Source organism: Mesohalobacter halotolerans (assembly GCF_006120725.1).
Lineage (GTDB): Bacteria > Bacteroidota > Bacteroidia > Flavobacteriales > Flavobacteriaceae > Psychroflexus > Psychroflexus halotolerans.
On the sequence record NZ_SWMU01000005.1, the window covers coordinates 50,268 to 75,372 of the forward strand.

Here is a 25,105-nt window from a genome sequence, read left to right on the forward strand (position 1 = left end):
CCATGCATATTTTAGATGAAATATCAGCTTTTAAAAAGCGACTTTTAGACCACAAAAAACAGGCGGTGAGTATCAAAGATTTAGAGGCTATGCCCAACTTTAAGCGCCATTGTTTTGCTTTGACTGAACGGCTTAAAAACTCAGATTTTGGCATCATCGCCGAACACAAAAGACGTTCACCGAGCAAACCGCATCTCAACTTTAAAACCGATGTTTTTGATGTGGCTAAAACCTACGAAGTCGCCGGTGTCTCCGGAATGTCAGTATTAACCGAACAAAAGTATTTTGGGGGATCATTAGAGGATTTATTACTCTGCCGCTCTGCTTGTAATTTACCTTTATTGCGCAAAGATTTTATGGTTGATGAATACCAAATCATCGAAAGTAAAGCCTATGGCGCTGATGTCATTTTGCTCATCGCAGCTTGCTTAAACCCGGCAGAAGTACAGCAATTTTCAAGCCTTGCCAAGCAACTCGGCATGCAAAGTATTTTAGAAGTGCACAATTTGGAAGAACTACAACAGTTTTTCTGTGAAAGCATTGACATCGTTGGTGTCAACAACCGTAACCTCAAAACTTTTGAAGTGGATTTACAAATCAGTAAAGCCTTAATCGAGCACATTCCTGAAAATGTTGTGAAAATATCAGAAAGCGGACTCAAACATCCTCAGGATATTTTAGATTTATCACAAATTGGCTATGATGGCTTTTTGTTGGGAGAACATTTTATGACAACGGATAATCCTGGTCTTGCAGCTCAGAAATTCATCCAAACTTTAAAACAAAACTGAAATTATGGTTGTAAAAGTTTGCGGGATGACAGCAATTAAAAATTTAGAGGCTATTCAAACGGCTCAGCCAGATTATTTTGGTTTTATCTTTTATGATCAATCTCCAAGAGCAGTTCAACTGACTGACATGCCCAATTTTCAACACATCAAAAAAATCGGCGTATTTGTCGATGAAGACATAGAATTTATTCTTGAAAACCATAAACAATTCAGGCTTGATGGTATTCAATTGCATGGTAATGAAAATTCGGTTTATATTGAAAAATTAAAAGCTAAATTGCCGACATCCATCGAAATATTCAAAGCCGTTTCCATCAAAAGTAAGTCTGATTTTGAAGTTATCAAGACCTTTGAAGGCGTCGTCGATAAAATTATTTTAGACACCAAAACCCATTTAAAAGGTGGAAGCGGACAACAATTCGATTGGGCATTGTTAGAAAACTACACTTTTGATATGCCGTTTTTATTAAGTGGTGGTATTGGACCAAATGATGCTGAACAAGTTCTAAAACTTTTTCATAAATATCCTGTAATGGCTGGTGTAGATATCAATTCAAAATTTGAAATTGAACCAGGAATAAAAAATATTAAACACATTAAAAAATTTATAAAGACCATAAAATCATGATTAAGCACAAAACTTATCACGCTGATGCAAAAGGTTTCTACGGCCAATTTGGTGGTGCATTTATCCCGGAAATGTTGATGCCCAATGTTGATGAACTTCGGGAGAATTATTTAAAAATCATGGGACAAGATGATTTTCAAAAGGAATTTGATAGTTTGTTGAAAGATTATGTGGGTCGACCAACGCCTTTGTATTTTTCCAAACGATTAAGCGAGAAATATGAAACTCAAATCTATCTGAAACGTGAAGACTTGTGTCATACCGGTGCGCATAAAATCAATAATACCATCGGCCAAATTTTATTGGCGAAGCGATTGGGTAAAAAACGTATCATCGCCGAAACCGGTGCTGGTCAGCATGGTGTGGCGACGGCTACGGTTTGTGCCTTGATGGGAATGCCCTGCGTAATTTATATGGGAGCGATTGATATAAAACGCCAAGCGCCAAACGTCGCTCGAATGAAAATGCTAGGTGCAGAAGTTGTGCCGGCGAGGTCTGGGAGTAAAACCCTAAAAGATGCCACCAATGAAGCCATTAGAGATTGGATAAACAATCCCACTGACACCCATTACATCATCGGTTCGGTGGTAGGACCGCATCCTTTTCCGGATATGGTAGCACGATTTCAATCAGTGATCGCTAAAGAAGTTAAAAGCCAACTCAAAACCCAAAGCCATAAAGACAAACCGGATTATGTGATGGCTTGCGTTGGCGGTGGCAGTAATGCCGCCGGTATTTATTATGATTTTCTGGATGATAAAGATGTGGGTATCATTGCCGTAGAAGCAGCTGGAAAAGGGGTTTCTACAGGTGAGTCTGCAGCGACTTCTCAGCTGGGTAAGCAAGGCATTATTCATGGCAGTAAAACTTTGTTGATGCAAAGTGAAGATGGACAAATCACCGAACCTTATTCTATTTCGGCTGGTTTAGATTACCCTGGAATTGGTCCGATGCATGCGCATTTATATGAATCAAAACGTGCAGAATTTATCAGCATCACCGACGATGAAGCCATGCAAGCCGGCTGGGAATTGAGCCAGTTGGAAGGCATCATCCCTGCTATAGAAACTGCTCATGCCTTTGCTGTATTTAAGCATCGGCAATTTCAACCTGATGATGTGGTAGTCGTGAATTTATCTGGTCGTGGTGATAAAGATTTAAAGACGTATATGGATTATTTTAAGTTATAGGTATTAATAATGTTACCGTCACTGCGAGACCGACTTCATGAGGTCGCGGTAGTCTTGTGATTTTAAATGAGATTTGTTTTTAATACCAAGTTTAACTTAATTTCAAGAGACTGCTTCGTCATAAAATCCTCGCAGTGACGAAAAAAACATATAATATCGCAAATTACACCGTCACTGCGAGACCGAGTTTAGGAGGTCGCGGCAGTCTTTTAATAATTAGTTAGATTTGTTTTAATTATTGAAATATAAATCATGAGACTGCACGCCTGACGGCATAGGCAGGCTTAGTCTCTCACTCCTTGCAGTGACGATTAAAAATATATAAAATGAACAGAATAACATCAAAATTAAGAGAATCCAAAAAGCTGCTTTCAATTTACTTTACCGCAGGTTTTCCAAAACTTGAAGATACCGTTGAAATCATCAAACGTTTGGAAGATGCCGGTGTCGATATGGTTGAAATCGGATTGCCTTACAGCGATCCACTTGCAGATGGACCGACTATACAACAAAGCTCAACTCAAGCTTTAAAAAATGGGATGTCATCTGTAAAACTTTTTGAGCAAATTCAAGATATTAGACAAGATGTGGAAATACCACTGATTGTTATGGGGTATTTTAACCCGATGTTGCAATATGGCGTGCGACAATTTTGTCAGGATGCTTCAGAGATTGGGATTGATGGGTTTATCATGCCGGATTTGCCTTATGAGTATTGGGCAGAACATCATCAAAAAGATTATCAGGATTTTGACCTCAAGCATATTCAGCTCATCACGCCACAAACCTCTAAAGAACGCATTCATCAAATCGATAAACAAAGTAAAGATGCTTTTATCTATATGGTCAGTTCATCGGCGACTACCGGTAGCCAAAGCGGATTTGCAGATGAACAACTCAATTATTTTGAACGCATTGCCGATTACAACTTGACAACTCCTCAGGTTGTGGGGTTTGGGATTAAGGATAACGCCACTTTTCAGCAAGCTACCACACATGCTAAAGGTGCTATTATTGGTAGTGCGTTTATCAAAATGTTGGAAAAGGATGGCGTGAACGGGATTGATGGGTTTGTAAAGTCGATTAGATCTTAAACTTGTCTCTGCATTCAACTTCACCAGGAGTCAAATTTCCTAAATATTCTAGGCCAATTCTTACTCTAACCAATCTAAGTGTCGGAAATCCTACTTTTGCTGTCATTTTTCTCACTTGTCTAAACTTACCTTCGGTCAGCGTAATGGAAAGCCACGAGGTTTCTTGACCACCTTGAGGTTTAATAGGATGTTGAGGTTCAGGAAGCTTAGGAGTTTTAATTTTATACGCTTTACAAGGTTTTGTTTTGTAATGTTTTCCATTGATACTTATATCTATGCCTGATTTTATGCTAAGTATTGCTTTTTCTGTAATAAGACCATTGACTTGCACCCAATATTCTTTTTCAACACCACCTTTTAAAATTTTATACGATAATTTCCCATCGGTTGTTAAAAGCAGTAAACCTTCAGAGTTTTGATCTAATCTGCCAATTGGCATTGTGTCTGGATGAAAATTAAAGAGCTCACCCAGCAGTTTCTTATTTTTTCGTCGGGTTTGATTATTGATAAACTGACTTAAATAGCCTGAAGGTTTGTATAACTTATAATGAAAATGCATAACAGAGTTAAAACTTAAAAATTAATGTTTTTCATTCAAGTTTAATTGAAATATTAAATTATAAACCAAAAACCAAAAACCAAAAACCAAAAACTAGAAATTAAAACCCTTCATAAACCCCAAGTCCAAACAAGGCAAAATCGTATTTTACAGGGTCTTTAGGGTCTAATTTTCGTAGGTTTTTATCCAATTCTTGAACGGCTTTAGCATCGTTTTGTTTACGCTTCAAAAGGCCTAATTGTCGAGCAACTCTTGCCGTGTGAACATCTAAGGGACAAGACAATAGAGCAGGAGACAGGTTTTGCCAAATACCAAAGTCCACATCGTTTTGATCTTGACGTACAAACCAACGCAACATCATGTTGAGTCGTTTTGCAGCCGAATTCTTTAAAGGATCGCTGATGTGTTTTTGAGTGCGTTTTGGGCAACCAAAAGCCATAAATTCTTGTTTGAAATGATGAATAGCAATTTGCAAGCCATCCTTATTTTGATGCTTGACAAATATCTCCTCTAAACTATTATAATTTTGATACAAAGCTTTTAGCGCAGTAAAGAAATACTTTAAATCTTCAGCATTAAATGTTCGATGCACAAAACCTTCACATGTTGTAAGATCTTTGTAGGTGTGATGCAGTATAAAATCATGTGGTGCATAATTCATGATTTGCAACAATTTTTCTCCACTATTCAAAATGCTTTTTCGGTTGCCCCAAGCGATGGTCGCGATTAAAAAACCACTGATTTCTATATCTGCTTTTTTCTGAAATTGATGTGGAATAGAAATCGGGTCGTCTTCTATGAAATCTGAGGTGTTATAAAAATCAGCTTTATAGTCTAAAAATGCTTTGAGTTTTTTTTTATTCATAAATCAACCGATAATCTTGCCGTCTTTCATCTCTAATTTTCTATCGGCCATATCCGCAAGGCCTTTGTTGTGTGTTACAATCACAAAGGTTTGATTAAATTCTTTGCGCAAATCAAAAAAGAGTTTATGCAATTGCTCGGCAGTAACCGAGTCAAGATTCCCAGAAGGCTCATCTGCAAGGATTACCGCAGGATTGTTGATGAGTGCGCGAGCAACAGCAACACGTTGTTGTTCACCGCCACTAAGCTCACTAGGTTTGTGATGCATACGATCTTTAAGGTTCAAAAATTCTAGAAGTTCTTGGGCTTTTTGTTCTGCATCTTTTTTTGAAGTTTTATTGATAAATGCTGGAATACAAACATTTTCAATGGCAGTAAATTCCGGTAACAATTGATGAAATTGAAAAATAAAACCAATATTTTGATTTCTGAATTTGGCCAAAGCTTTGTTTTTAAGTTGAGCCACATCCACATCGTTAATTTCTATGCTAGTGTTTGGGTTGTTATCAGCTTTTTCTAAAGTGCCAATAATTTGCAAAAGCGTTGTTTTTCCCGCACCGGAAGACCCCACAATAGACACGATTTCACCTTTTTTAATATGAATTGACACATCATTGAGCACTTTTAGGTCGCCATAATGTTTATCAATGTGTTGCGCTTTTATCATAAGTTTTGTCTAATGAAAAGCGAAAATACAATTTTTGAAAGTAAAATTTTGGATGTCTCTAAAAATAAACGTTTAGAATGAAAGCCTGAGATATTGGAGATAATTCAACTGCAGATTTTATAGTCATTCTACAGCCACGAATGCTGGAATAAATTTGTTGTGAAACTCGCTTTAATGTTTGTGGTATTTGAAAATCAAATGATTTATAAAACCTTGGCTAATCTCCTATACTTCCAAACTCACATAAGAATCATTTTTTGAGGGTAGTTCAGTTTGACCCATCAAATATTTGTCTACTTCTCTTGCAGCTTCTCGACCTTCTGAAATGGCCCAAACCACAAGAGATTGTCCGCGACGAGCATCTCCTGCAGCAAAAATCGAAGGATTTGAGGTTTGATAAGAATTGGCTTTAACCGTGCCAGCTTGGGTTTGCTCAATATTTAAACTTTTTAAAAGTTGGTTTTCTGGTTGTGTAAAACCTATCGCTAATAAAGCCAATTCACAAGGAATTAAACGTTCAGTGCCTTCAATCTCTTGCATTTTTTGTCGACCACTTTGGTTTACCCATTCTATATCTACAAGTTTGATATGGGTGAGTTTTCCATTTTTACCTATAAACTCTTTGGTTAAAACACTCCATTGGCGCTCACCACCTTCTTCGTGTGAGGAAGAAGTTCTAAGTGTCATCGGCCAATTGGGCCATGGATCTTGTTCTGTTCGGCTGTTTGGAGGTTTGGGCATAAGTTCTAATTGTAAAACGGTAGCTGCAGATTGTCGATGCGATGTGCCAATACAATCTGAACCGGTGTCGCCACCACCAATAACCACAACATTCTTATCTTGAGCAGTGATTTGATTTTCAATGTCTTGACCAGAAACTTTTTTGTTTTGTTGGGTTAAGAAATCCATCGCAAAATGGATACCATCTAAATCTCTTCCTTGAACAGGCAAGTCTCTAGGCACAGTTGAGCCCGTGCAAATGACAATGGCATCAAAATCTTCTTTGAGTTCGTCTGGATTGATGTTTTTGCCCACTTCGGCATTGACCTTAAAACGCACGCCTTCTTCATCCATGATGTTGATGCGGCGTTCAACCACCCATTTTTCCATTTTAAAATCCGGAATACCATAACTGAGTAAACCGCCAATTTTATCATCACGTTCAAAAACGGTTACCCAATGGCCAGCTTTGTTGAGCTGGTCAGCAGCAGCTAATCCGGCTGGACCTGAGCCGATGACTGCGATTTTTTTATCGGTGCGATCTTCAGGCGGATCAGCTTTAATAAACCCTAATTCGTGTGCTTTTTCAGCTATGGTTTTTTCAATATGTTCAATGGCAACTGGCGGTTTGTTAATGCCAAGCACGCAACTGGCTTCACATGGCGCCGGACAAATCCGACCTGTAAATTCCGGAAAATTGTTTGTAGAGTAGAGAATTGAAGTCGCTTCTTCCCAATTTTCTTCGTGCACGGCTTCATTAAATTCGGGTATGATATTGCCAAGCGGACAACCCGAATGGCAAAACGGAACACCACAATCCATACATCTTGCGGCCTGAGTTTTGGTTTTTTCTTCAGGAAATTCTTCGTAAATTTCCTTAAAATCACCAACACGCACTTTTGGTGGTCTTGTTTCGGGTAATTCTCTATCGTATTTTAAAAATCCGTCTTGTTCTTTCATTAGGCTACTATTTTTTCCTGTGTCTTTTCATTTTTAGATTCTAAAATTCTTTTGAAGTCATGTGGTATGACTTTAATAAATTTTAATTGATATTCATCAAAACGCTCTAAGATATGTTTTGCTTTTTTACTTTTAGTATAATAGTAATGATTTTCTATTAAGTGTTGTAGTTCTTCAATATCATTACTATTTGGCTGTTCTAAGCCTACCAAACCTTGATTACATTTATTTTCAAAACTATTATCTTCGTCTAAAATATAAGCGATTCCACCACTCATTCCTGCGGCAAAGTTTTGTCCAGTTTGTCCTAAAACTACTATACGACCGCCAGTCATATATTCACAAGCGTGGTCGCCAACACCTTCAACAACGGCTTTTACACCGGAGTTTCTCACCCCAAAACGTTCTCCAGCCATCCCATTGATGTAGGCTTCACCAGAAGTCGCCCCGTAGAATGCTACATTGCCAATTAAAATATTGTCATCAGCTTTAAAGCTTGAATTTTGAGGTGGATAAATGATGAGTTTACCACCTGAAAGCCCTTTTCCTAAATAGTCATTAGATTCTCCAGACACTTCAAAAGTAATACCTTTAGCAAGGAAAGCTCCAAAACTTTGGCCAGCAGAACCTTTAAATTTATAATGAAGTGTATCTTCTTTGAGGCCTTCTGCTTTAAATTTTTTGCTGACTTCGTGTGACAAAATAGCACCAACTGATCGGTTAATATTTTGAATTTTAAATTCAGCCTGAAGTGGTTTAAGGTTTTCAAAAACAGGTTTAGCTTGTTCTAAAAGTTTCCAATCTAATACCTCGTCCATTTCATAGTCTTGCTCAATTTGTTTGTATACTCCAATTTGTTCTGCAATATGTTCTTGATATAAAATTGGACTCAAGTCTAAATCTTTAAGTTTCCAAAATGGCACGTCTTTTCTTACCTTCATGACCTCTGAATGACCAACCATGTCATTTACCGTTTTAAAGCCTAGTTGAGCCATAATTTCTCTTAAATCTTCAGCTAAAAATTTAAAGTAATTGACTACGTGGTCAGGATTGCCTTTAAAGAGTTTGCGCAGTTCAGGATTTTGAGTTGCGACGCCTACAGGACAAGTGTTGGTATGACATTTCCGCATCATGATACAACCCTCTACTACCAATGCTGCAGTAGAAATACCCCATTCTTCAGCTCCAAGTAAGGTCGCTATGGCAAGGTCTCGGCCAGTTCTAATTTGTCCATCAGCTTGAACGGTAATACGACTTCTCAAGTTATTTTTAACCAAAGTTTGATGTGCTTCTGCTAAACCGAGTTCCCAGGGCAATCCTGCATGCCTAATTGACGTGAGTGGCGAAGCTCCTGTGCCACCGTCTGCGCCAGAGATTAAAACAACGTCAGCATTGGCTTTGGAAACGCCAGCAGCAACGGTGCCAACACCAGCTTGTGAAACCAGTTTAACATTTACACGAGCATGACGGTTGGCATTTTTTAAATCGAAAATGAGTTGCGCTAAATCTTCAATGGAATAGATATCGTGATGAGGCGGTGGTGATATTAAACCCACACCTGGCGTTGAATGTCTTACACGACCAATCCACTCATCGACTTTGTGGCCCGGTAATTGACCGCCTTCGCCTGGTTTTGCCCCTTGTGCCATTTTAATTTGCAATTCATCAGCGTTGGCGAGATAATAACTGGTTACGCCAAAGCGTCCTGAGGCGACTTGTTTGATGGCGGAACGTTCCCAATCGCCGTTGGGCTTGACTTCAAATCGGGCTTCATCTTCGCCACCTTCGCCGCTATTGCTTTTGGCGCCAATACGGTTCATAGCAATGGCTAAAGTAGAATGCGCTTCATGTGAAATAGAGCCAAAAGACATAGCGCCTGTAGCAAATCGCTTCATGATATGTTCAGCAGGTTCAACTTCAGCAATCGGTATAGGTGTTCTTTTTTTAAATTCAAATAAACCTCGTAAAGTCAAATTGTCCTTGAGTTGGTCATTGATTTTATGAGCAAATTTTTTGTAAAGAGAAAAATCATCTGTTCGTGTAGAATGTTGGAGCAGATGAATGGTCTCCGGATTAAACAGGTGTTTTTCTCCGCGTTGTTTCCATTGATAAACGCCGCCAACTTCCAACTTTTGATTGGTTTGTTTATGCGTTGGAAAAGCATGTCGGTGTCTAATTAAAACCTCTTTAGCTAAACCATCAAAATCAATCCCGTCTATTCTCGAAATGGTGCCTGTAAAACATTTTTCAATAACGGTTGAATGTAAGCCGAGGGCTTCAAAAATCTGTGCACTTTGGTAAGATTGTAAGGTGCTAATGCCCATTTTAGATAAAATCTTCAAAAGTCCATAGCCAATGGCTTTTTGATAATTTTTAATAGCGTTTTCTTTTGACAAACCTGGATTGAGTTTTCCTTTGTCGTGAAGGTGTTCAATAGATCGTATAGCTAGATACGGGTTGACTGCACTGGCGCCATAACCGATAAGTGTGGCAAAATGATGGGTTTCCCGTGTATCGCCAGATTCTACGATAAGACCTGTTCGCGTTCTTAGGTTTTTGCGAACCAAATGTTGATGAATTGCACCTGTAGCCAATAAAGATGGAATAGGTGCGGTGTTTTTATCAATACCTTTATCAGAAATAATTAAGACTTTTTTGCCTTCAAGCGCTGCTTTTTCAGCCTCAATACAAATGGCATCTAAACCTTGTTTCAATCGTCCAGGCTGATTGTCTGCTTGAAATACAGCTTTAATAAAGGCGTAATCAAAACCTTTAGATTTCAGATGTTTAAATTTTTCAATATCAGCGTCAGTTAGGACGGGTTGAGAGATATGTATTTGTTTGGTATGCGCTTCGGTTTCTTCAAGAATATTTAGACTTTCGCCAACTCTAGTAAAGAGTGACATCACCATGCGTTCTCGTATTGGGTCAATAGGCGGATTGCTTACCTGAGCAAAAAGCTGTTTGAAATAATTTGCGATATGTTGACTTTGTTTGCTTAATATAGCCAAAGGTGTATCTGCGCCCATAGAACCAATCGGTTCGGTGCCACGTTCAGCCATATCTGATAAAATAACTTTAAGTTCTTCTGAAGTATAACCGTAAGCCCGTTGACGCTTTAAAAGCGACTTTTCAGAGAGACGCTTTCTTTCAAATTTTGGTTCGGGTTGTAATCTGAGTTTTATTCTTTGATTAATGATCCATTGATAATAGGGTTTATCTTTTACGATGTTATTTTTAATCTCATCATCGTATAAAATTTTATTTTGATTGAGGTCTGCTAAAATCATCCTGCCGGGTTGAAGTCTCCCTTTTTTAATAATATTTTCTGATTTTACGGGAAGCGCCCCAGCTTCTGAAGATAAAATCAATCGATTATCTGATGTTACACAATACCGTGCGGGTCTAAGTCCATTTCGGTCTAGCGTGGCGCCGAGGCGTTTGCCGTCGGTAAAAATAAGAGCCGCTGGACCATCCCAAGGCTCCATGAGCGAAGCGTGATATTTGTAAAAGGCTTTTCGTTCTTTGTCAATTGATTTATTGTCTTGCCAAGCTTCAGGAACAATCATCATCATCACATGCTCAAGCGGTCGACCTTCTAGCACTAACATTTCTATAATAGCGTCAAGGTTGGCCGAATCTGAATGTTCCGGGTTGGTTACAGGTAATAATTTTTGAAGTTCCTCATCGCTAAAGACTTTAGATTTAAAGTTGGCTTCTTTAGATTTCATTTTAGTGACATTACCACGAATAGTATTGATTTCGCCATTATGGGCAATAAAATGAAAGGGTTGGGCTAACTTCCAGTTTGGAAAAGTATTGGTTGAAAACCGAGAATGCACGATAGCAAAACCGGTTTTGAATTTTTTATTTTGCAGGTCTTTATAGTAGTATCTTAATTGATTGGTTCTGAGTTGGCCTTTATAAACAAGACTACGACAAGACATACTACAAACGTAGAAGGCTTTGTTATTGGCTTTTATTTTTTTGCCTATGATATGAGACGTAAAATTTCTCAACACAAAGAGTTTACGCTCAAGTTCAATTTCTGTTAAGTTGTCTTTGGGCTGAATAAAAATTTGCTTTATTAAAGGCTCAACTGGTTTTGCTCCTGTGCCAGGTATTTTATGATCAACGGGCACATCGCGATAGCCTAATACATTAAGGTTTAATTCTTTAGCGTTTTTTTCTAATAATTCAAGACTTTCATTGGCTACAGTTTTATGCTTAGATAAAAACAACATGCCTACACCAACAAATTTATTTTCATCAGCTTTGATGTCAGCATCCTTTAATAATAGCGTTAGTAAAGTTTTGTTTAATTGAAAAGAAATTCCAGCACCATCTCCTGTTTCAGGATCTGCGCCAGTGCCGCCGCGATGCTCCATATTTTCTAGCATGGTCAGGGCATCATCTAAGGTTTGGTGATTTTGGACACCATTTATGTTAACTATTGCCCCTATACCACAGCTGTCGTGCTCAAACGCAGTATTGTATAATGTTTTTTTAGTCATGTATGTCTATTTCAATTAAATAGTTAAAATTAAATAACAATACTAATAAATACTACATTTTTCTTGCGTTTATGTCTTGTTAAATATTCAATTTTTGACATAAATATAATTATGCTTCCAAAAACTCAAAATATCCTAAAGAACATGATCTAAACTGAGAAATATTCAATTAAAAAATCGCTTGTCCGATAAAATTGTTGATCAGTTTCAAAATATTTAGTGATTTTTCATTATACTCTTACACATCTAGCATTGAGGCTTATTGTAGTTTAAAGGTGTTTATATGCAATATTTTAGGAGTAATCAACATTCTCATGTTGTTGTAAACCAAATATTATTACAGATATTCAGTATTTACCCATTTGAGTTACCATAAAAAAACACCATATCTCAAATGAAATATGGTGTCGTATGTTTGTATAAATATATGGTCTACATGCTCTCTTCAACCATCGTAGAATCGGTTTCTGGCATCATGATTTCCTGTTCAGCAGACTCATGAGTATAGACGAGCTTCCATTGATTATCTATATTTCTAAAAACCATAGAAGCATTAAAATTGTTGAGATTCATTTTTACACCATCTTTGGATTCTCCTTTGGCCTTACCTTCAAATAAAGCGACAACAGTTTTATCATCAAACACAACTATGGAAAGTTGGTCTTCCACAAAATTTATGCTTTTCATGCTAGCATACATTTCGTCAGTTTCTTTCATGTATTCATCATAACTATGGGCTCCAGTCAAGTCAACACCGATAAATTCTTCATTATTCCAATAGATTTTTTTAAAGTAATCGGTTCTTAATTCATTGGCAGATGTAGCAATGCTATCGACAATAGCCGTGATTTCACTTTTAATTTCGGCTTTGTCTTCATGGGTAAGTGCTTTATCTTTTGGAGGTGCAGTGCACGCAACGATTGATAAGGCAACAATTAATAGACAGATAATTTTATTTTTCATAATGTTTAAATTGATTAGAATCAATAAATATACATAAATATTTCATAATCAATTAAATATGTTATAGTTTTTTCGTTGACGCTGTTTCCCAATCTAATGATTTTTTATATCTGTATATCGTATTTTCTTCATAGGGGTCTATACACAATAAGTATATCCATTCATTATCTAAAAGTTGTTTTAAATTTTCATTTTTACTTAATATGTTCTCAATTCTATTTTTTGGAGCGTGTATATAAACTGAAAGTCTTAAAGGTTGATGGTACAATTTATCGTCTGTTTCTTTGACCGATTGAAGTGGTAGGCCTATTTTAAGATCGCTACCATTGCCCATAACTACACCAAATTTCCCAGTTATATTATGGAATATTTTAGAACCACCACCGTAATTTTCATTGTCTACTGAAGAGAAGTAATAATGATTGTTAATCCATTGAGTAACTACCATTGGACCCTGCATAATGCCTTCAAGAGCGCTTCCATTGCTGTCCAGTTGCCATTCGTAAGAATGTAAGAAGCTATCTCCATTTAAGTTGAAATTTTTGGTTAGCTCTCTTGAACCAATTACAAACGCTTTGTTTTTTGCTAAGCCCCATTCTGGTCTTGTTTCAGACCAATCGTTTGTTTTTTGACGAGCAGTCATTATACTGTTTTGTTGAACAGACAAACGCTCTTTAGTCGCTGTAGTTTGTGCAGATTTTAAGTCTGTCTTTAATTTTTTCAATTTTTTTGCATGACTTTCAGGAACGTGTGAATCAAATAAAACAATTTCGTCGGTTGTAGTATTATGCTCTGCACCTATAAAAATAGTTTCTTCTGGTATATCAATACCTTCATGTTTAAGTTGCTGTCTTACATCTTTTTCATTAGCTAATTTAGCAAGCATTCTAGCATTGTGTCTTCCCGGACTTGCTGCGCAAGCTCCACAATCTAAACTCGATGCAAAAGGATTATTTTTGGAATGGCTACCATGACCCGCAAACACAATGATATCTGCAAAGGTAGTCCATCCTAATAATGAAAATGCAGATTTTACAATACTTGTTTTCTCTTTGATGCTCAATTGAGTGTCTGTTGAATTAATTTGACCTAAATTAGGGTCACAGATTGATTCATAAGATTGACTTTCTTTCTTTTTTGGATTATAGAGTCGTTCTGGAAATAGTGTTCTAGCTAACATTAAAAAACCATAAAACACACCTGAGCCCTCAACAAATCCAAAAGCAGAGGGAAGCATGTTTTTAATGCGTTTTAAAAAATAATCTCTAAATTGTTTTTTCTCTTGCTTGAGGAGATATTCGTTCAGCTTTTGTTTTTTGTCAGATTTATTAATTTCTCTTGCTTTATATGCTGAGTCTAAAATTGGGGGGCAAGATTTTAAATTTTGACCTGTATTCAAGTTTTCATAATCCATCGCTATACCAAAAAAACCTGCGTAACCAAAGGTTTCATAGTTTCCTTTGCTTTCTACATTTCTCCTGATAAGCTCTGATCTTGTGTCGATACAAAAAACCAGTTGTGCCTCAGGTTTTGTTTGAGGTTTATCAGAACTTTTGGTGTTGACTTTAAGTTGACTAGAGAATCTGTTTTGAAAACTTTCTTCCCAAGCTTTTAGCCAAAAATATTTAAGGTTGTTAATTTCTGTTTTTACTTGATTTGTATTGTCTTCTTTAAAAATTTTAAACCCAATACATTTTGCAATAGATAACCTTACAGCTAAATAATCGACCAACGTCAAGTTAAATTTTTCTTGCCATTGAGATTTTTCATCTAAACGATATTTAACATAACCAGCCCATCCTGGTAATGCGGCAATATGGTGTTTTATAATATCTTGGTGCTCATTTTCAGGAAAGTCATTTAAAACCCAATTGATAGCATCTATAGAATGGTTTGGCACCGTCAGTAATATGTTTTTGTCTATTTCTTTATCGTATTTTGCAACAATTTGCCAAGCCTTGAAGAACCCTTTTTCTTTAGCAGGCATTTGCCACTCTGCTAGTCCTTCGTCTAAAAATGCCATAAGCCATTTGACAAAAATTCTATCTAAATCTTTGTTGTAGACTTTATCATTTTGTCTTTCATCTGTTTTTAATATTTCCAAGCATTCAGATGGATCGTATTGGACTTGATTTTCTGTTAATGTAGTTTTTAAAACTTCGTGATTAATCTGACCAGTTTGCCAGGCGCTTTCCAGGGTTGCAACATCAGGATACAAATTACCACCAACAAGGTTTTCAGCATTGTTTACAGCTTTTGTAAAATGTAATTTTTCGTAACCACTCAATGGGTTTGAGGTGACAAATGCATAAAGCGGCCAAGTCTTGCCTATGACACTCGAAGCTTCTTCGATTATTTTTGAAATGTTTTGGGTTGTCATAAGGTTTATTTTTTAGATGAAAAGATAGTTTGTTTGTAGGGTTGGGATAGGTTGAGCAATTTTACATAAAGCCAGGTTGAGTTTCTATAAACTCCAAGTTTCATAATAAAAAAACCAATGAGAAATATTACACCAAAGGTAATTTGAAGTGCGCTTAGAGATTGTGGAGACTCGATCATAGGCATTTCACTCATAACATTTGTCACAGCATTGTAAAATATTGCATATACTATTATACCAACAGTAAATAATAGGGCAGAAATGCCTAATTTTTCAGTGTAAGTTAATATGGATTGCTTGACGATATTATAAGTAGCCTGGCCTACTGTGATGGCCACAATTAAAGTTAAAAAAATACTACTATCAACCATGGAGGTTTTATCAGTAAGAAATGAAAATAAGAACGCTCCTGCAAGCCCAAAAAGTAAAACAACGATGGCTTGTAGCGGTTTAATTTTAATCACAGGTGGGTCTTGCGGCGTGTTTCTGGAAATTTCTTCACCAGAAGATAAAAATAAATACGCTTTGTAGAAACCGTGAAGAATCAGGTGTGCAATGGCGGCATTAAAAAACCCCAAACCACATTGCATAATCATAAAACCCATCTGTGCAATAGTCGAGCAAGCTAGTTTTTGTTTGACATTGACTTGAAGTAGTTTGGTAAACTGGGCTAGAATAGCAGTGAGACCACCTATAATAAAAATTAATGTCAATGTGTCAGTTGCGATGAGTAAGACTGCAAAAAGGCTTAATAAAATACCAGATGCGTTTACAAATCCGGCATGCATTAACGCAGAAGCTGGAGTCGGTGCGGTCATTGCAGAAAGTAACCATCGGTGAAAAGGGTATATCGCAGATTGTATCAAAGCTGCTACAATAATCAATAATGCAGAAATCAACACTAAATAATCTGGTGCATGATCTAATTTTTCTAAGATACCGTACAATGTATAACTTTGAACCTGCACGGCTAATAGTATCACACCAATACTAAAAAGAACACCACCAAACCAAAAATACTTGAGACTAAAAAAGCCCGCAGACCTGGCTTCTGCCCAATCTGAATTTACACCAATCAACTTGGCCATGAAAAAACTGGTGAGAAACCAAGAAAATAAGAGTGGAAATATATGATTAGACATAACAAATATCATCACTGATAAAGCAAAGCCTAAACTTAAGAGCGTAAATTTTTGGTGGTATTTAAAACCTTTTAGATAATTTTTTGAATACGAACTCAAAATAGCATTAAAAAACAAAACTGTAGTCCAAATAAGTAATGTAAATCCATTTATTCTAAAGATATTTTTATAGCTCCAACTAGGGTTTTCTAATTGATAAAAAATTAAAGCCGCAGAACTCAATAAAAACAAAGTCCATAAAAGGCTGGAAGCAATTTTTGAAATAAATGGAGTTTGCGAGTTTTCTATAGGATTAGTGTTAATGTCAAGTGGGTTGTGTATAGATTTTGATTCCATAAAATGTAATAGTTAAAATATTATTGAAAGATTATTATTCATCAACAATACTGATTTTAAGTTCACCTTTAATTTTTATGTTTTTACCACTGTTTTTCATTGCTTTTATAAACGCTTTGGCTTCTTTTTTTGCTTCTTCAAGTTCCTTGATTCTATCGATGATAGGTTGAGGGTCTGAGCTGTGATCTCTTTCCCAATTTTGTAGATTTTCGACTTTGTGAAAATTTATTTTTTTATCAATAAGTGAAGAAATTACATCTGAAGCTTGGACAGGCGAAAAAGTACCGTCGACAAGTTTTACATTTTGCTTTTCTTGTGTCATAGAAGGTTTATTTAATTTTTTGCAAATATTAAATTTTTAAATAGATAATATTTATTTATATTTAATATACTAAACATAAAAATAATAAATAATGAAGTGTAATTGATCTTTTTAAATTTTGTTGAGCAAAATGATTACAATTAATTCAATTAAAAATATTTTAGAGTTTTTTATGCGAATAGTATATATTAATTTAAAATAGACATAAACAGGATATGATATGTCACACTTTATGTCATGTAGGGCTTTTAAAATATTAAAGCAGACATTTGTGAGAATTAATAAGATATATTAAGTTTAGAGTAGCATGTAGTGTAGACGTGATTTCAATAAAATTTCAAATTCTGTCTCAAGGTAAAATAAACAATATTTCTGCTAAAGAAATCATCTCCAGTGAAGCGTTGCTGAAACCAATACATATAACCTGTTTCAATGCTAAAGTTAGAATTGAACTTATAATTTAAACCGGCAGATAGGCGATTTTGATCAAATACATTTCTGACAATATTTTTACCTACATTAAAATGGATTTCTTCCAGTACTTTAGTGCTCCATCTTTCATTGATTTTGAATTTCAATCCCATGCGCATTCTAAACCGATAATTTCTGAATACATATTCAGATTGATCAGGTGTTTTGATGTAACGCCACTCTATTTTAAACCTGCTCAAGAAGGACCAGCGTTCATTAATACCATAATTAAAGTTTATAGAGGCTTGCGGTCGTAATTCTTTTTGAATTTCTTTAAAATTTGCCTTGGGGTCTTGAGGCAAAGTCAATTCAAAATACATCATACTTGCTCTTAAAGAAAAATGCTTGTCTAACTTATAATTTGCACCAATGCCTGGAAGTAAATGATGTTGTCTAAAAGGGAACATGTACATTCGTTCTTCAATATCAAAGAAAGGTGTCCATTTCTCACTGACTTTAAACTTTAATAAATAGCGTGTCCAAAGTAGGTTTTGAGTTTCTACATTTTTTTGTTGAGCTGATGTGGTGAGACTAGAAAATAGAAAAACGAAGAGGATACCATATTGTTTAAGCATGGCTAAAATTTAAGAGTACAAAACTACGTCTTTAGATTAATAATGCTGGATTTATTCCCAAAAGATGTGTTTCAAAATATGATTTTAAACAGTTTTGGTCCAAAAACATTTTCCCTTCAATTTCAATGTCTATAAATATATCTTTTAGATCAATTTTCTGGTAGTGGTGGAGGTATGTTTTTGATAAAGGTAAGTAAGAATAATGCCAGGGCTCATAATTGAATCCAGTTCGATGGTAATTGTCAGTATAGACTAAGTGAAACCCGAAATCCTGAGCGTAATTTTGCATCCATTCATTCAACTGGCAAAACACGCCATTACCGTGATAATTTGCCTCAGCCAAAAGATTGTTTTCCGGCACATTCACATTTTGGTCTATAATATCAATATCTGTTCCCCAATGGTGGCGCGAAGTACCTGGAATGGTAGAGTATGTCGTTATTTTTTTTATAATTAGATCATCAGAAAGACCTTGTGACCGATAGGTTCTGTATTTACTATTCCAAATCTGAAGTTGTCTGTCAAAACTTCTAAAACCCGAAACAATTTGAATATTAATTCCATCGTTAAGAGCACTTTCACGCATTTTGATAAATGAGCGGTAAGCAAGCTTATGAATTATGCCAGAGTCATCTAAGTAGGGGTTGTGTTTTCCTGTTAGAAAATCTACATCTGGTTTGTGTTGTAAGTTGTCAAAGGGCATTACGCCAAAACCTATCCCAGCTAGAGCATTTAACTTTATAAATTCCAGTCTTTTCATGCTAAAGCTTTGAACATTAAAACATGAGGACCAACCTCCGGTATATTAAACTCATCACCTAGTTGTTGATACTGATTGTTTTTGTAAAATGAAATAGCTTTTATTCTGACGTTACACCAAATGGTTTTCACTTGTTTTGAGCTCAGATGTTCTTCGGCATGCTCTAAAAGATTTTTACCAATTTTTTTACCTTGATATTTATTCAAAACGGCCATACCTCGAAGTTGATAAGCTTTACTGTCTTTTATTTTATCATGTGTTTTCTGCATTAAACTTACACAGCCAATGGCTTCACCTCGGTAAATGGCTGCAATATGATAAGTTGAAGAAGACTTGTCATTTAAAAAATGGCAAGTTGAAAGAGGCCGACCTTTTCTCAAAACTTGATGCCTGATATTTAAAACAGATTTGGCATCTACCAATTTATAAACAAGTTTCAAAACTTAGTTCATCACTTGATCTACAATACCATAGTCAATAGATTCTTGGGCATCCATCCAGTAATCTCTGCTGAAATCTTTCATCACCTTATCAAAAGATTGACCACAATTTTCGGCCAATATTTTTGCACTCAGTTCTTTAGTTTTTAAAATTTCTTTGGCTTGGATTTCAATATTAGAAGCTTGACCTTGAGCGCCACCTAAGGGCTGGTGGATCATAACTTTAGCATGTGGTTGTATGTAACGATGCCCTTTTTCACCAACAGATAATAGGATGGAACCCATAGAAGCTGCAAGTCCGGAACATATGGTATGAACAGGGCTTTTAAGACTTTTAATCGTATCGTAAATGGCAAATCCATCGGTGACGTAGCCACCTGGACTATTAATGAATAGTTGAATAGGTTCATGGCTTTCTAAATCTAAGTAAATTAATCGATCTATCAAGTGCTTGGCACTTTTACCATCAACCTGACCGTTTAGAAACACCTTACGGGTTTCTAAAAATTTCATATCAATTAAATCTTGAACTTTTGCCGTTTTCTTCGTCATATTGTCTTTTTTAAAAATGCTAAATTAACATTTATCCCTAAAATAGAATTCAGTTTAAGGGAGTTTTAATGTTCTTTTTTGTAGGCAATCGCTTTTATTTCTATCAACAAATGTGGATGAGGTAACTGATGCACGGCTACGGTTGTTCTTGTTGGACCGTTTTGGTAGTCAAAAAATTGTGCATAAACCTCATTATAACCCTTAAAGTCATTCATATTGACTAAAAACGAGGTGATATCCACAACATCTTTCAGGCTTGCACCTTCTTCTTTCAAAATTTCATCAATGTTTTTTAAGACCGCTTCAGTTTGCTTTTTAATGTCAAGGTTTGTGGTTCCCATTTCATCGACTTCAACACCTTCAAAGGAGTTATCGGGTCTTCTGGAACTGGTACCGGAAACATATATAAAATCACCTACGCGTTTTACGTGTGGAAACTTTCCTCGGGGTTTAGCTTTGCTTTTGATTACTTTTCCTGACATATTTACTGAGATTTATGTTGTTTTTGTTCCCATCGCCAGGCATCCTTTAGAGCTTCACCCATACTGCGTTTGGCTTTCCACTTCAGTTCTTTTTCAACTTTTGTAGTATCGGCATAAGCCGCGGTAACATCACCGGGACGACGATCTACGATTTTATAAGGCAGTTTTACATCATTGACCTTTTCAAACGTATTGACCACGTCTAACACAGAGTTACCTTTTCCGGTACCGACATTAAAGACGTCATATTTTTGGCTATTGTCTTTTTTCATCAATTTTTCTAAAGCGATAGCATGAATATCAGCCAAATCCATAACATGAATATAATCTCTGATGCAAGTACCGTCTTTAGTTGGATAATCATCGCCAAAGACAGAAAGCTCTTGTCTTTTGCCAGCAGCAGTTTGCGTTACATAAGGGACTAAATTTTGTGGTACACCAATTGGTAATTCACCAATAAGGGCTGAAGGATGTGCACCGATAGGGTTAAAATAACGCAGTGAAATCGCTTCTAAATCACCACCGCTACGGATGTAATCTTGAATAATTTCTTCGTCGATTTGTTTGGTGTTGCCATAAGGTGAGTTGGCTTTTTGAACGGGTGCATTTTCTGTGATTGGTAGTGTTTCAGCTTGACCATAAACTGTACAAGAAGAACTAAAGATAAATTTAGGTTGTTTGAGTTTACGGCTTTCTTTTAACAAATACACCAAAGCCGAGACATTATTCTCGTAATAATCGAGTGGTTTTTCTACACTTTCACCAACAGCTTTGAACGCTGCAAAATGGATGATACCCGAAATATCAGGGGTGTTATCAAAAAATTGAATCAATTCTGATTTGTTACGAATATCTATCTGATGAAAATCAGGGGTTTTGCCTGTAATTCTTGTAATACCTTCTAAAACATCTATGCTGGTGTTCGATAAATTGTCAACAATAACAACTTCATAGTTTTTTTCTAGTAAAGCAACAACAGTATGGGAACCAATAAAACCTAAACCACCTGTGACTAGTATTTTCATATTACAAAATTAAAAACTACAAATTAAGGGTTTTTCTTCGAAATTTAAGTCAGTTAAATGTAAAATATCAAATCAATTGATATCTTTGACTATAAAATTATTGATATGTCTCTCACACCATCCAACATGATAAAACTGGGTACTAAAGCACCTGATTTTCGTCTACTCAATGTTAAAAATAATCAGTTCTTGAGCTTGTCTGAGATTAAAGGTAAACATGGCACTGTTATCATGTTTATTTGTAATCATTGCCCATTTGTAAAACATGTTAATGAGGAGCTAGTAAGATTTGCCAATGATTATAAAATCACGGGATTTGGTTTTGTAGCTATCTCTAGTAATGATGTCAAAAATTATCCAGAAGATCATCCGGATAAAATGGCCGAGGTTGCTGAAACACAAAATTATCCATTCCCCTACTTATATGACGAAACACAAGAAGTTGCAAAAGCTTACAAGGCTGCTTGCACGCCAGATTTTTATGTGTTTGACGAAAACTTAGACTTATTTTATCGCGGTCAGCTCGATGATTCACGACCGAAAAACGGTTTACCATTAACGGGTCGAAACCTAAGAGAAGCTTTAGATGCTTTACTCAACAATAGACGACCGCCAAAGATTCAAAAACCGAGTATGGGTTGTAATATTAAATGGAAAAGTAATTAAAGGTTTTCAAATTGGGACTTAATTTTAAGATTTTAGATTTTGCTTTATAAAATTAAATATCATCACAATACTCAAAATAGCAAACGGTAAAGACACTATAACTAAAACTTTACTCACAGTAGATAAAACATTGTTTTCAGGTAAAATAAAACCTATATAAAGAAATCCTAAACTCAGTAATAGACAAAATATCGCCCATAAAATTTTATGAGAGTTTTGAGGGTTTTGTTTACCATGATCAGAAAATATACTCAACACAAAAATTCCAGAATCTAGCGAGGTTATTAAAAAACCAAATAATAATATTAAAACCACGATTTGAGATAAATTAGGCCATAAAAATTGTTGTAAAAAGACAGAGAGCGCATCAAAGGCAGAATTAAATTTTTCAGGTTCAACTATATCTTGATTTAACATATCTATTGCAGAAGACCCAAAAACAGAAAACCAAAAGAAACTTGCAATTGATGGAACTAACAAACTACCCCACACAATTTGCCTATAACTCCTGCCTCTAGAAATACGGGCTATAAACACACCTGTAAATGGCGCCCATGCCAGCCAGAATGCCCAGTAATAATATGTCCAATCGGTCAGAAAAGTTTTACCGGGATTGTATTTGCCTAATGCAAGACTCATGGGAATAAAATCTTTGATGTACTGCCAAAAAGAAGATATAAAGCGTTCCAATACTTCTAAAATATCACATTGAATTAATACAAAGATTAATAAAAGTGTTGTGAGCATGATATTGAAGTTTGAAACTTGTTTGATCCCTTTATCTAAGCCTAATACTGACGAGGCTGTAGAAAATGTAAATACTATCATGATTAACAAAATAGTCACATAAAAACTATCCGAAAAATCTATTAAAAGTTGAGCACTGTCCTCTATTTGTTTTACACCCAGAGCAATAGCTGAGACTATACCAATGACTGTAGCTAGAATGGTAAAACCATTTAAACTTACTTTTAATAAACCTGGTGAAGATTTTGAAATGAGCCCACTAAGCTGAACAGGTTGTTTAAGGTTAAAAATCAGATGACCAATGATTAATGCAAAAACAGTATAAAATCCCCATGCGGTAAATCCCCAATGAAAAAAAGTATATTCCAAAGCCATAATATCTGCTGAAGTTTGGGTCTTTAAAGGTGAATTAAGATACATAAATACGGGCTCTTGAACAGCTCTAAACAATATGCCAGCACCCATTCCAGCAGAATACAACATCGCAATCCAAGACCAAAAGCCATACACTGGTTTTGAGCTTCCAAGACGTTTTCGACCTATAGGTAAAAGTCCGACAACTAACATAAAAACGACAATCAAAAATCCTAAAATCAGATAAAATTGGCCAAAAATATCTCTTATCCAAACCGATACCTTTTCTATATATTGAAAAGTCAAATTAGGGTACAAAAAGGAGCAGCAAACACATAGCGTCAAAACCACAGATGCTATAAGTAGGCTTTTGTATGATTTGATAAGATTTTTATTCAAGAGTTAAGATTTGGCTAAGCGGTTAAGCATTCCAGCAAATATAAAATAATGAAAAGGAAGCATCGTGTACCAATATAGTCTACCTTTTAAACCTTTTGGTCTAAATGTGGCGTTTTGATGAAGTATGTCATTGTCATCAATATAAAATTCTAGCCAGGCTTCACCGGGAACTTTCATCTCTGCATATAAAAGAAGCCGTTTTTCTTGTTTGTCAGCTAAAATAACTCGCCAAAAATCCAAAGCATCCCCGGGATTAATGGAAGAAATATTAGTTCGTCCTCGCCTTAAACCGACGCCACCAAGAATTTTATCTATAAAACCTCTTATTTTCCATAATGCATCAGCATAATACCAACCTCTTTTTCCACCAATTTCCCATATTTTGTCCATGGTTTTTTGAGGGTCGTCTACTGTTTTACTTTGGTGATCTATAAGGCAGCCATATTTCGGCACTTTGACAAAACGATTGAGATCTTCTTTAGAAAATCTTCCACTTACTTTGGAGTCTTTCCAGCTGGAAATGACTTGATTTTGCTCTATTTTATCAAATGCCAATCGAATGGCATCTTTATATTTTATAGGTTGATGATTGAGCTTATTCTGAAGCCTAAAATCTGTAGTTGTGACATCGACTTTCATGCTATCCACTAAATTTTGAGCTAATTTGTAGGATGTTGCAGTTACAAAATATAACCAATAAGAGGATAACTTGGGCGTCATTACAGGAACATTGATAATGCTTAAAGGTAAGTCTCTCACCTCAGCATAGGCTTTCATCATATCTCTGTACGTCATCATATCCGGACCGGCGATATCAAAGGCTTTATTAAAACAATCTTTGCGATCTATAACATTTGTGAGGTAAAATAAAACATCTCGTATAGCAATTGGCTGACTTTTAGTATTGACCCATTTTGGTGTAATCATGACAGGAAGTTTTTCACACAAATCTCTAAGGATTTCAAATGAAGCGCTACCCGAACCTACAATAATTCCTGCTCTAATCACAGTTAAAGAAAATGGGGCATCAGTCAAAATTTGTTCTACCTGTTTTCTCGATTTGAGATGTTTTGATAATTCTTCTTGATTTACAATCCCACTTAAATAAATTACTTGTTTAACCTGAGTGGGTCTTAAGAGTTCGACAAATCGCTTAGCAGCCTTGGCTTCCAAGTCATCAAAATCTGTAGTAGAACTACTCATTGAATGAATTAAATAGTAAGCAACATCTATATCTTGTGGAATGTCAACTGGTTTATCTTCCAAAAAATCAATTTCAACGATGTCAATTTGAGATTTAATTTTATCATCAACAGAAAGTCTTTTTTCATCTCGGACTGCACAGACTATCTCGTGATTTTGTTTGAGTAATAAAGGTAATAATCGCATTCCAATATAACCATTGGCTCCCGTAAGTAATATTTTCATTGATGATATCTTAAAACTGTTGATAACATGTTAATAAAAGTAATTGAATTTAATTGAAATTCATTGTAACATAACA

At 35.8% G+C, this 25,105-nt stretch carries 22 protein-coding genes; 5 read left to right on the forward strand and 17 right to left on the reverse strand.

All coding sequences use genetic code 11. From position 1 onward, the window contains the following. Window positions 1-2 precede the first annotated feature (2 nt). The 4 genes from trpC (at window position 3) to trpA (ending at window position 3,703) form a co-directional block, all read left to right on the forward strand. Complete coding sequence (gene trpC, locus FCN74_RS11255; protein ID WP_138932708.1) at window positions 3-791, forward strand: indole-3-glycerol phosphate synthase TrpC; 789 nt, start codon at window positions 3-5, stop codon at window positions 789-791. Between the two features lie 4 nt (window positions 792-795). Continuing rightward, entirely contained in the window at window positions 796-1,419 is a 624-nt protein-coding gene (locus tag FCN74_RS11260) for a phosphoribosylanthranilate isomerase (RefSeq protein ID WP_138932709.1), read from the forward strand. After that, entirely contained in the window at window positions 1,416-2,609 is a 1,194-nt protein-coding gene (gene trpB, locus FCN74_RS11265; RefSeq protein ID WP_138932710.1) for a tryptophan synthase subunit beta, read from the forward strand. Before FCN74_RS11260 ends, trpB begins: the two co-directional genes overlap by 4 nt. A 326-nt stretch (window positions 2,610-2,935) precedes the next feature. Further along, window positions 2,936-3,703: a tryptophan synthase subunit alpha gene (gene trpA / locus FCN74_RS11270; protein WP_138932711.1), complete on the forward strand. Its 768-nt coding sequence runs from the start codon at window positions 2,936-2,938 to the stop codon at window positions 3,701-3,703. Here trpA and FCN74_RS11275 read toward each other — a convergent pair. The 15 genes from FCN74_RS11275 to galE all read right to left on the reverse strand — a co-directional run bounded on the left by FCN74_RS11275 (window position 3,693) and on the right by galE (window position 21,435). Further along, complete coding sequence (locus FCN74_RS11275; protein ID WP_138932712.1) at window positions 3,693-4,262, reverse strand: pseudouridine synthase; 570 nt, start codon at window positions 4,260-4,262, stop codon at window positions 3,693-3,695. The two genes, trpA and FCN74_RS11275, sit on opposite strands and share 11 nt — an antisense overlap. A 100-nt stretch (window positions 4,263-4,362) precedes the next feature. Further along, window positions 4,363-5,127: a TIGR02757 family protein gene (locus FCN74_RS11280; RefSeq protein ID WP_138932713.1), complete on the reverse strand. Its 765-nt coding sequence runs from the start codon at window positions 5,125-5,127 to the stop codon at window positions 4,363-4,365. A gap of 3 nt (window positions 5,128-5,130) precedes the next feature. Next, on the reverse strand, window positions 5,131-5,793 hold the full coding sequence (locus tag FCN74_RS11285) for an ABC transporter ATP-binding protein (protein ID WP_138932714.1): 663 nt from the start codon (window positions 5,791-5,793) through the stop codon (window positions 5,131-5,133). Between the two features lie 225 nt (window positions 5,794-6,018). Then, window positions 6,019-7,473, reverse strand: a complete 1,455-nt coding sequence (locus FCN74_RS11290; RefSeq protein ID WP_138932715.1) for a glutamate synthase subunit beta — start codon at window positions 7,471-7,473, stop codon at window positions 6,019-6,021. Further along, window positions 7,473-11,987 carry a glutamate synthase large subunit gene (gltB, locus tag FCN74_RS11295; RefSeq protein WP_138932716.1) on the reverse strand — a complete coding sequence of 1,505 codons (4,515 nt, stop codon included), beginning with the start codon at window positions 11,985-11,987 and terminating at the stop codon, window positions 7,473-7,475. The genes FCN74_RS11290 and gltB overlap by 1 nt, the downstream gene beginning before the upstream one ends. Before the next feature lie 432 nt (window positions 11,988-12,419). Beyond that, complete coding sequence (locus FCN74_RS11300; protein ID WP_138932717.1) at window positions 12,420-12,950, reverse strand: nuclear transport factor 2 family protein; 531 nt, start codon at window positions 12,948-12,950, stop codon at window positions 12,420-12,422. Between the two features lie 61 nt (window positions 12,951-13,011). Continuing rightward, on the reverse strand, window positions 13,012-15,330 hold the full coding sequence (locus FCN74_RS11305; protein ID WP_138932718.1) for a DUF2309 domain-containing protein: 2,319 nt from the start codon (window positions 15,328-15,330) through the stop codon (window positions 13,012-13,014). A 5-nt stretch (window positions 15,331-15,335) separates the two neighbouring features. Continuing rightward, window positions 15,336-16,808, reverse strand: coding sequence for a proton-conducting transporter transmembrane domain-containing protein (locus FCN74_RS11310; protein ID WP_138932719.1), 1,473 nt, complete (start codon window positions 16,806-16,808; stop codon window positions 15,336-15,338). Window positions 16,809-16,842: 34 nt separating this feature from the next. Beyond that, a complete protein-coding gene (locus FCN74_RS11315) occupies window positions 16,843-17,130 on the reverse strand; it encodes a hypothetical protein (protein ID WP_138932720.1) in 288 nt (95 codons plus the stop codon). 326 nt (window positions 17,131-17,456) lie between these two features. Continuing rightward, on the reverse strand, window positions 17,457-18,176 hold the full coding sequence (locus FCN74_RS11320) for a DUF2490 domain-containing protein (RefSeq protein ID WP_138932721.1): 720 nt from the start codon (window positions 18,174-18,176) through the stop codon (window positions 17,457-17,459). Between the two features lie 31 nt (window positions 18,177-18,207). After that, window positions 18,208-18,936: a M15 family metallopeptidase gene (locus FCN74_RS11325; RefSeq protein WP_246062622.1), complete on the reverse strand. Its 729-nt coding sequence runs from the start codon at window positions 18,934-18,936 to the stop codon at window positions 18,208-18,210. Beyond that, complete coding sequence (locus tag FCN74_RS11330) at window positions 18,933-19,376, reverse strand: GNAT family N-acetyltransferase (protein WP_138932722.1); 444 nt, start codon at window positions 19,374-19,376, stop codon at window positions 18,933-18,935. The genes FCN74_RS11325 and FCN74_RS11330 overlap by 4 nt, the downstream gene beginning before the upstream one ends. A 3-nt stretch (window positions 19,377-19,379) precedes the next feature. After that, window positions 19,380-19,928: a ClpP family protease gene (locus FCN74_RS11335; RefSeq protein WP_138932723.1), complete on the reverse strand. Its 549-nt coding sequence runs from the start codon at window positions 19,926-19,928 to the stop codon at window positions 19,380-19,382. A 65-nt stretch (window positions 19,929-19,993) separates the two neighbouring features. Continuing rightward, window positions 19,994-20,410 (reverse strand): RidA family protein, encoded by a 417-nt coding sequence (locus tag FCN74_RS11340; protein ID WP_138932724.1) that lies wholly within the window; start codon window positions 20,408-20,410, stop codon window positions 19,994-19,996. A gap of 2 nt (window positions 20,411-20,412) precedes the next feature. Next, window positions 20,413-21,435, reverse strand: coding sequence for a UDP-glucose 4-epimerase GalE (galE, locus tag FCN74_RS11345; RefSeq protein WP_138932725.1), 1,023 nt, complete (start codon window positions 21,433-21,435; stop codon window positions 20,413-20,415). Between the two features lie 105 nt (window positions 21,436-21,540). Between galE and FCN74_RS11350 the strand changes: the two genes are divergently transcribed. Then, a complete protein-coding gene (locus FCN74_RS11350) occupies window positions 21,541-22,101 on the forward strand; it encodes a thioredoxin family protein (RefSeq protein ID WP_138932726.1) in 561 nt (186 codons plus the stop codon). 24 nt (window positions 22,102-22,125) lie between these two features. Here FCN74_RS11350 and FCN74_RS11355 read toward each other — a convergent pair whose 3' ends face one another. Together FCN74_RS11355 and FCN74_RS11360 are read right to left on the reverse strand one after the other, a co-directional pair. After that, window positions 22,126-23,601, reverse strand: a complete 1,476-nt coding sequence (locus FCN74_RS11355) for a BCCT family transporter (protein WP_246062623.1) — start codon at window positions 23,599-23,601, stop codon at window positions 22,126-22,128. Between the two features lie 3 nt (window positions 23,602-23,604). After that, a complete protein-coding gene (locus tag FCN74_RS11360) occupies window positions 23,605-25,029 on the reverse strand; it encodes an SDR family oxidoreductase (RefSeq protein ID WP_138932727.1) in 1,425 nt (474 codons plus the stop codon). Window positions 25,030-25,105 lie beyond the last annotated feature (76 nt).

What these genes read in the sequence shown, in the direction of transcription:
- trpC (WP_138932708.1), top strand. Translation starts at nt 3, where the DNA reads ATGCATATTTTAGATGAAATATCAGCTTTTAAAAAGCGACTTTTAGAC.
- FCN74_RS11260 (WP_138932709.1), top strand. Translation starts at nt 796, where the DNA reads ATGGTTGTAAAAGTTTGCGGGATGACAGCAATTAAAAATTTAGAGGCT.
- trpB (WP_138932710.1), top strand. Translation starts at nt 1,416, where the DNA reads ATGATTAAGCACAAAACTTATCACGCTGATGCAAAAGGTTTCTACGGC.
- trpA (WP_138932711.1), top strand. Translation starts at nt 2,936, where the DNA reads ATGAACAGAATAACATCAAAATTAAGAGAATCCAAAAAGCTGCTTTCA.
- FCN74_RS11275 (WP_138932712.1), bottom strand. Translation starts at nt 4,262, where the DNA reads ATGCATTTTCATTATAAGTTATACAAACCTTCAGGCTATTTAAGTCAG.
- FCN74_RS11280 (WP_138932713.1), bottom strand. Translation starts at nt 5,127, where the DNA reads ATGAATAAAAAAAAACTCAAAGCATTTTTAGACTATAAAGCTGATTTT.
- FCN74_RS11285 (WP_138932714.1), bottom strand. Translation starts at nt 5,793, where the DNA reads ATGATAAAAGCGCAACACATTGATAAACATTATGGCGACCTAAAAGTG.
- FCN74_RS11290 (WP_138932715.1), bottom strand. Translation starts at nt 7,473, where the DNA reads ATGAAAGAACAAGACGGATTTTTAAAATACGATAGAGAATTACCCGAA.
- gltB (WP_138932716.1), bottom strand. Translation starts at nt 11,987, where the DNA reads ATGACTAAAAAAACATTATACAATACTGCGTTTGAGCACGACAGCTGT.
- FCN74_RS11300 (WP_138932717.1), bottom strand. Translation starts at nt 12,950, where the DNA reads ATGAAAAATAAAATTATCTGTCTATTAATTGTTGCCTTATCAATCGTT.
- FCN74_RS11305 (WP_138932718.1), bottom strand. Translation starts at nt 15,330, where the DNA reads ATGACAACCCAAAACATTTCAAAAATAATCGAAGAAGCTTCGAGTGTC.
- FCN74_RS11310 (WP_138932719.1), bottom strand. Translation starts at nt 16,808, where the DNA reads ATGGAATCAAAATCTATACACAACCCACTTGACATTAACACTAATCCT.
- FCN74_RS11315 (WP_138932720.1), bottom strand. Translation starts at nt 17,130, where the DNA reads ATGACACAAGAAAAGCAAAATGTAAAACTTGTCGACGGTACTTTTTCG.
- FCN74_RS11320 (WP_138932721.1), bottom strand. Translation starts at nt 18,176, where the DNA reads ATGCTTAAACAATATGGTATCCTCTTCGTTTTTCTATTTTCTAGTCTC.
- FCN74_RS11325 (WP_246062622.1), bottom strand. Translation starts at nt 18,936, where the DNA reads ATGAAAAGACTGGAATTTATAAAGTTAAATGCTCTAGCTGGGATAGGT.
- FCN74_RS11335 (WP_138932723.1), bottom strand. Translation starts at nt 19,928, where the DNA reads ATGACGAAGAAAACGGCAAAAGTTCAAGATTTAATTGATATGAAATTT.
- FCN74_RS11340 (WP_138932724.1), bottom strand. Translation starts at nt 20,410, where the DNA reads ATGTCAGGAAAAGTAATCAAAAGCAAAGCTAAACCCCGAGGAAAGTTT.
- galE (WP_138932725.1), bottom strand. Translation starts at nt 21,435, where the DNA reads ATGAAAATACTAGTCACAGGTGGTTTAGGTTTTATTGGTTCCCATACT.
- FCN74_RS11350 (WP_138932726.1), top strand. Translation starts at nt 21,541, where the DNA reads ATGTCTCTCACACCATCCAACATGATAAAACTGGGTACTAAAGCACCT.
- FCN74_RS11360 (WP_138932727.1), bottom strand. Translation starts at nt 25,029, where the DNA reads ATGAAAATATTACTTACGGGAGCCAATGGTTATATTGGAATGCGATTA.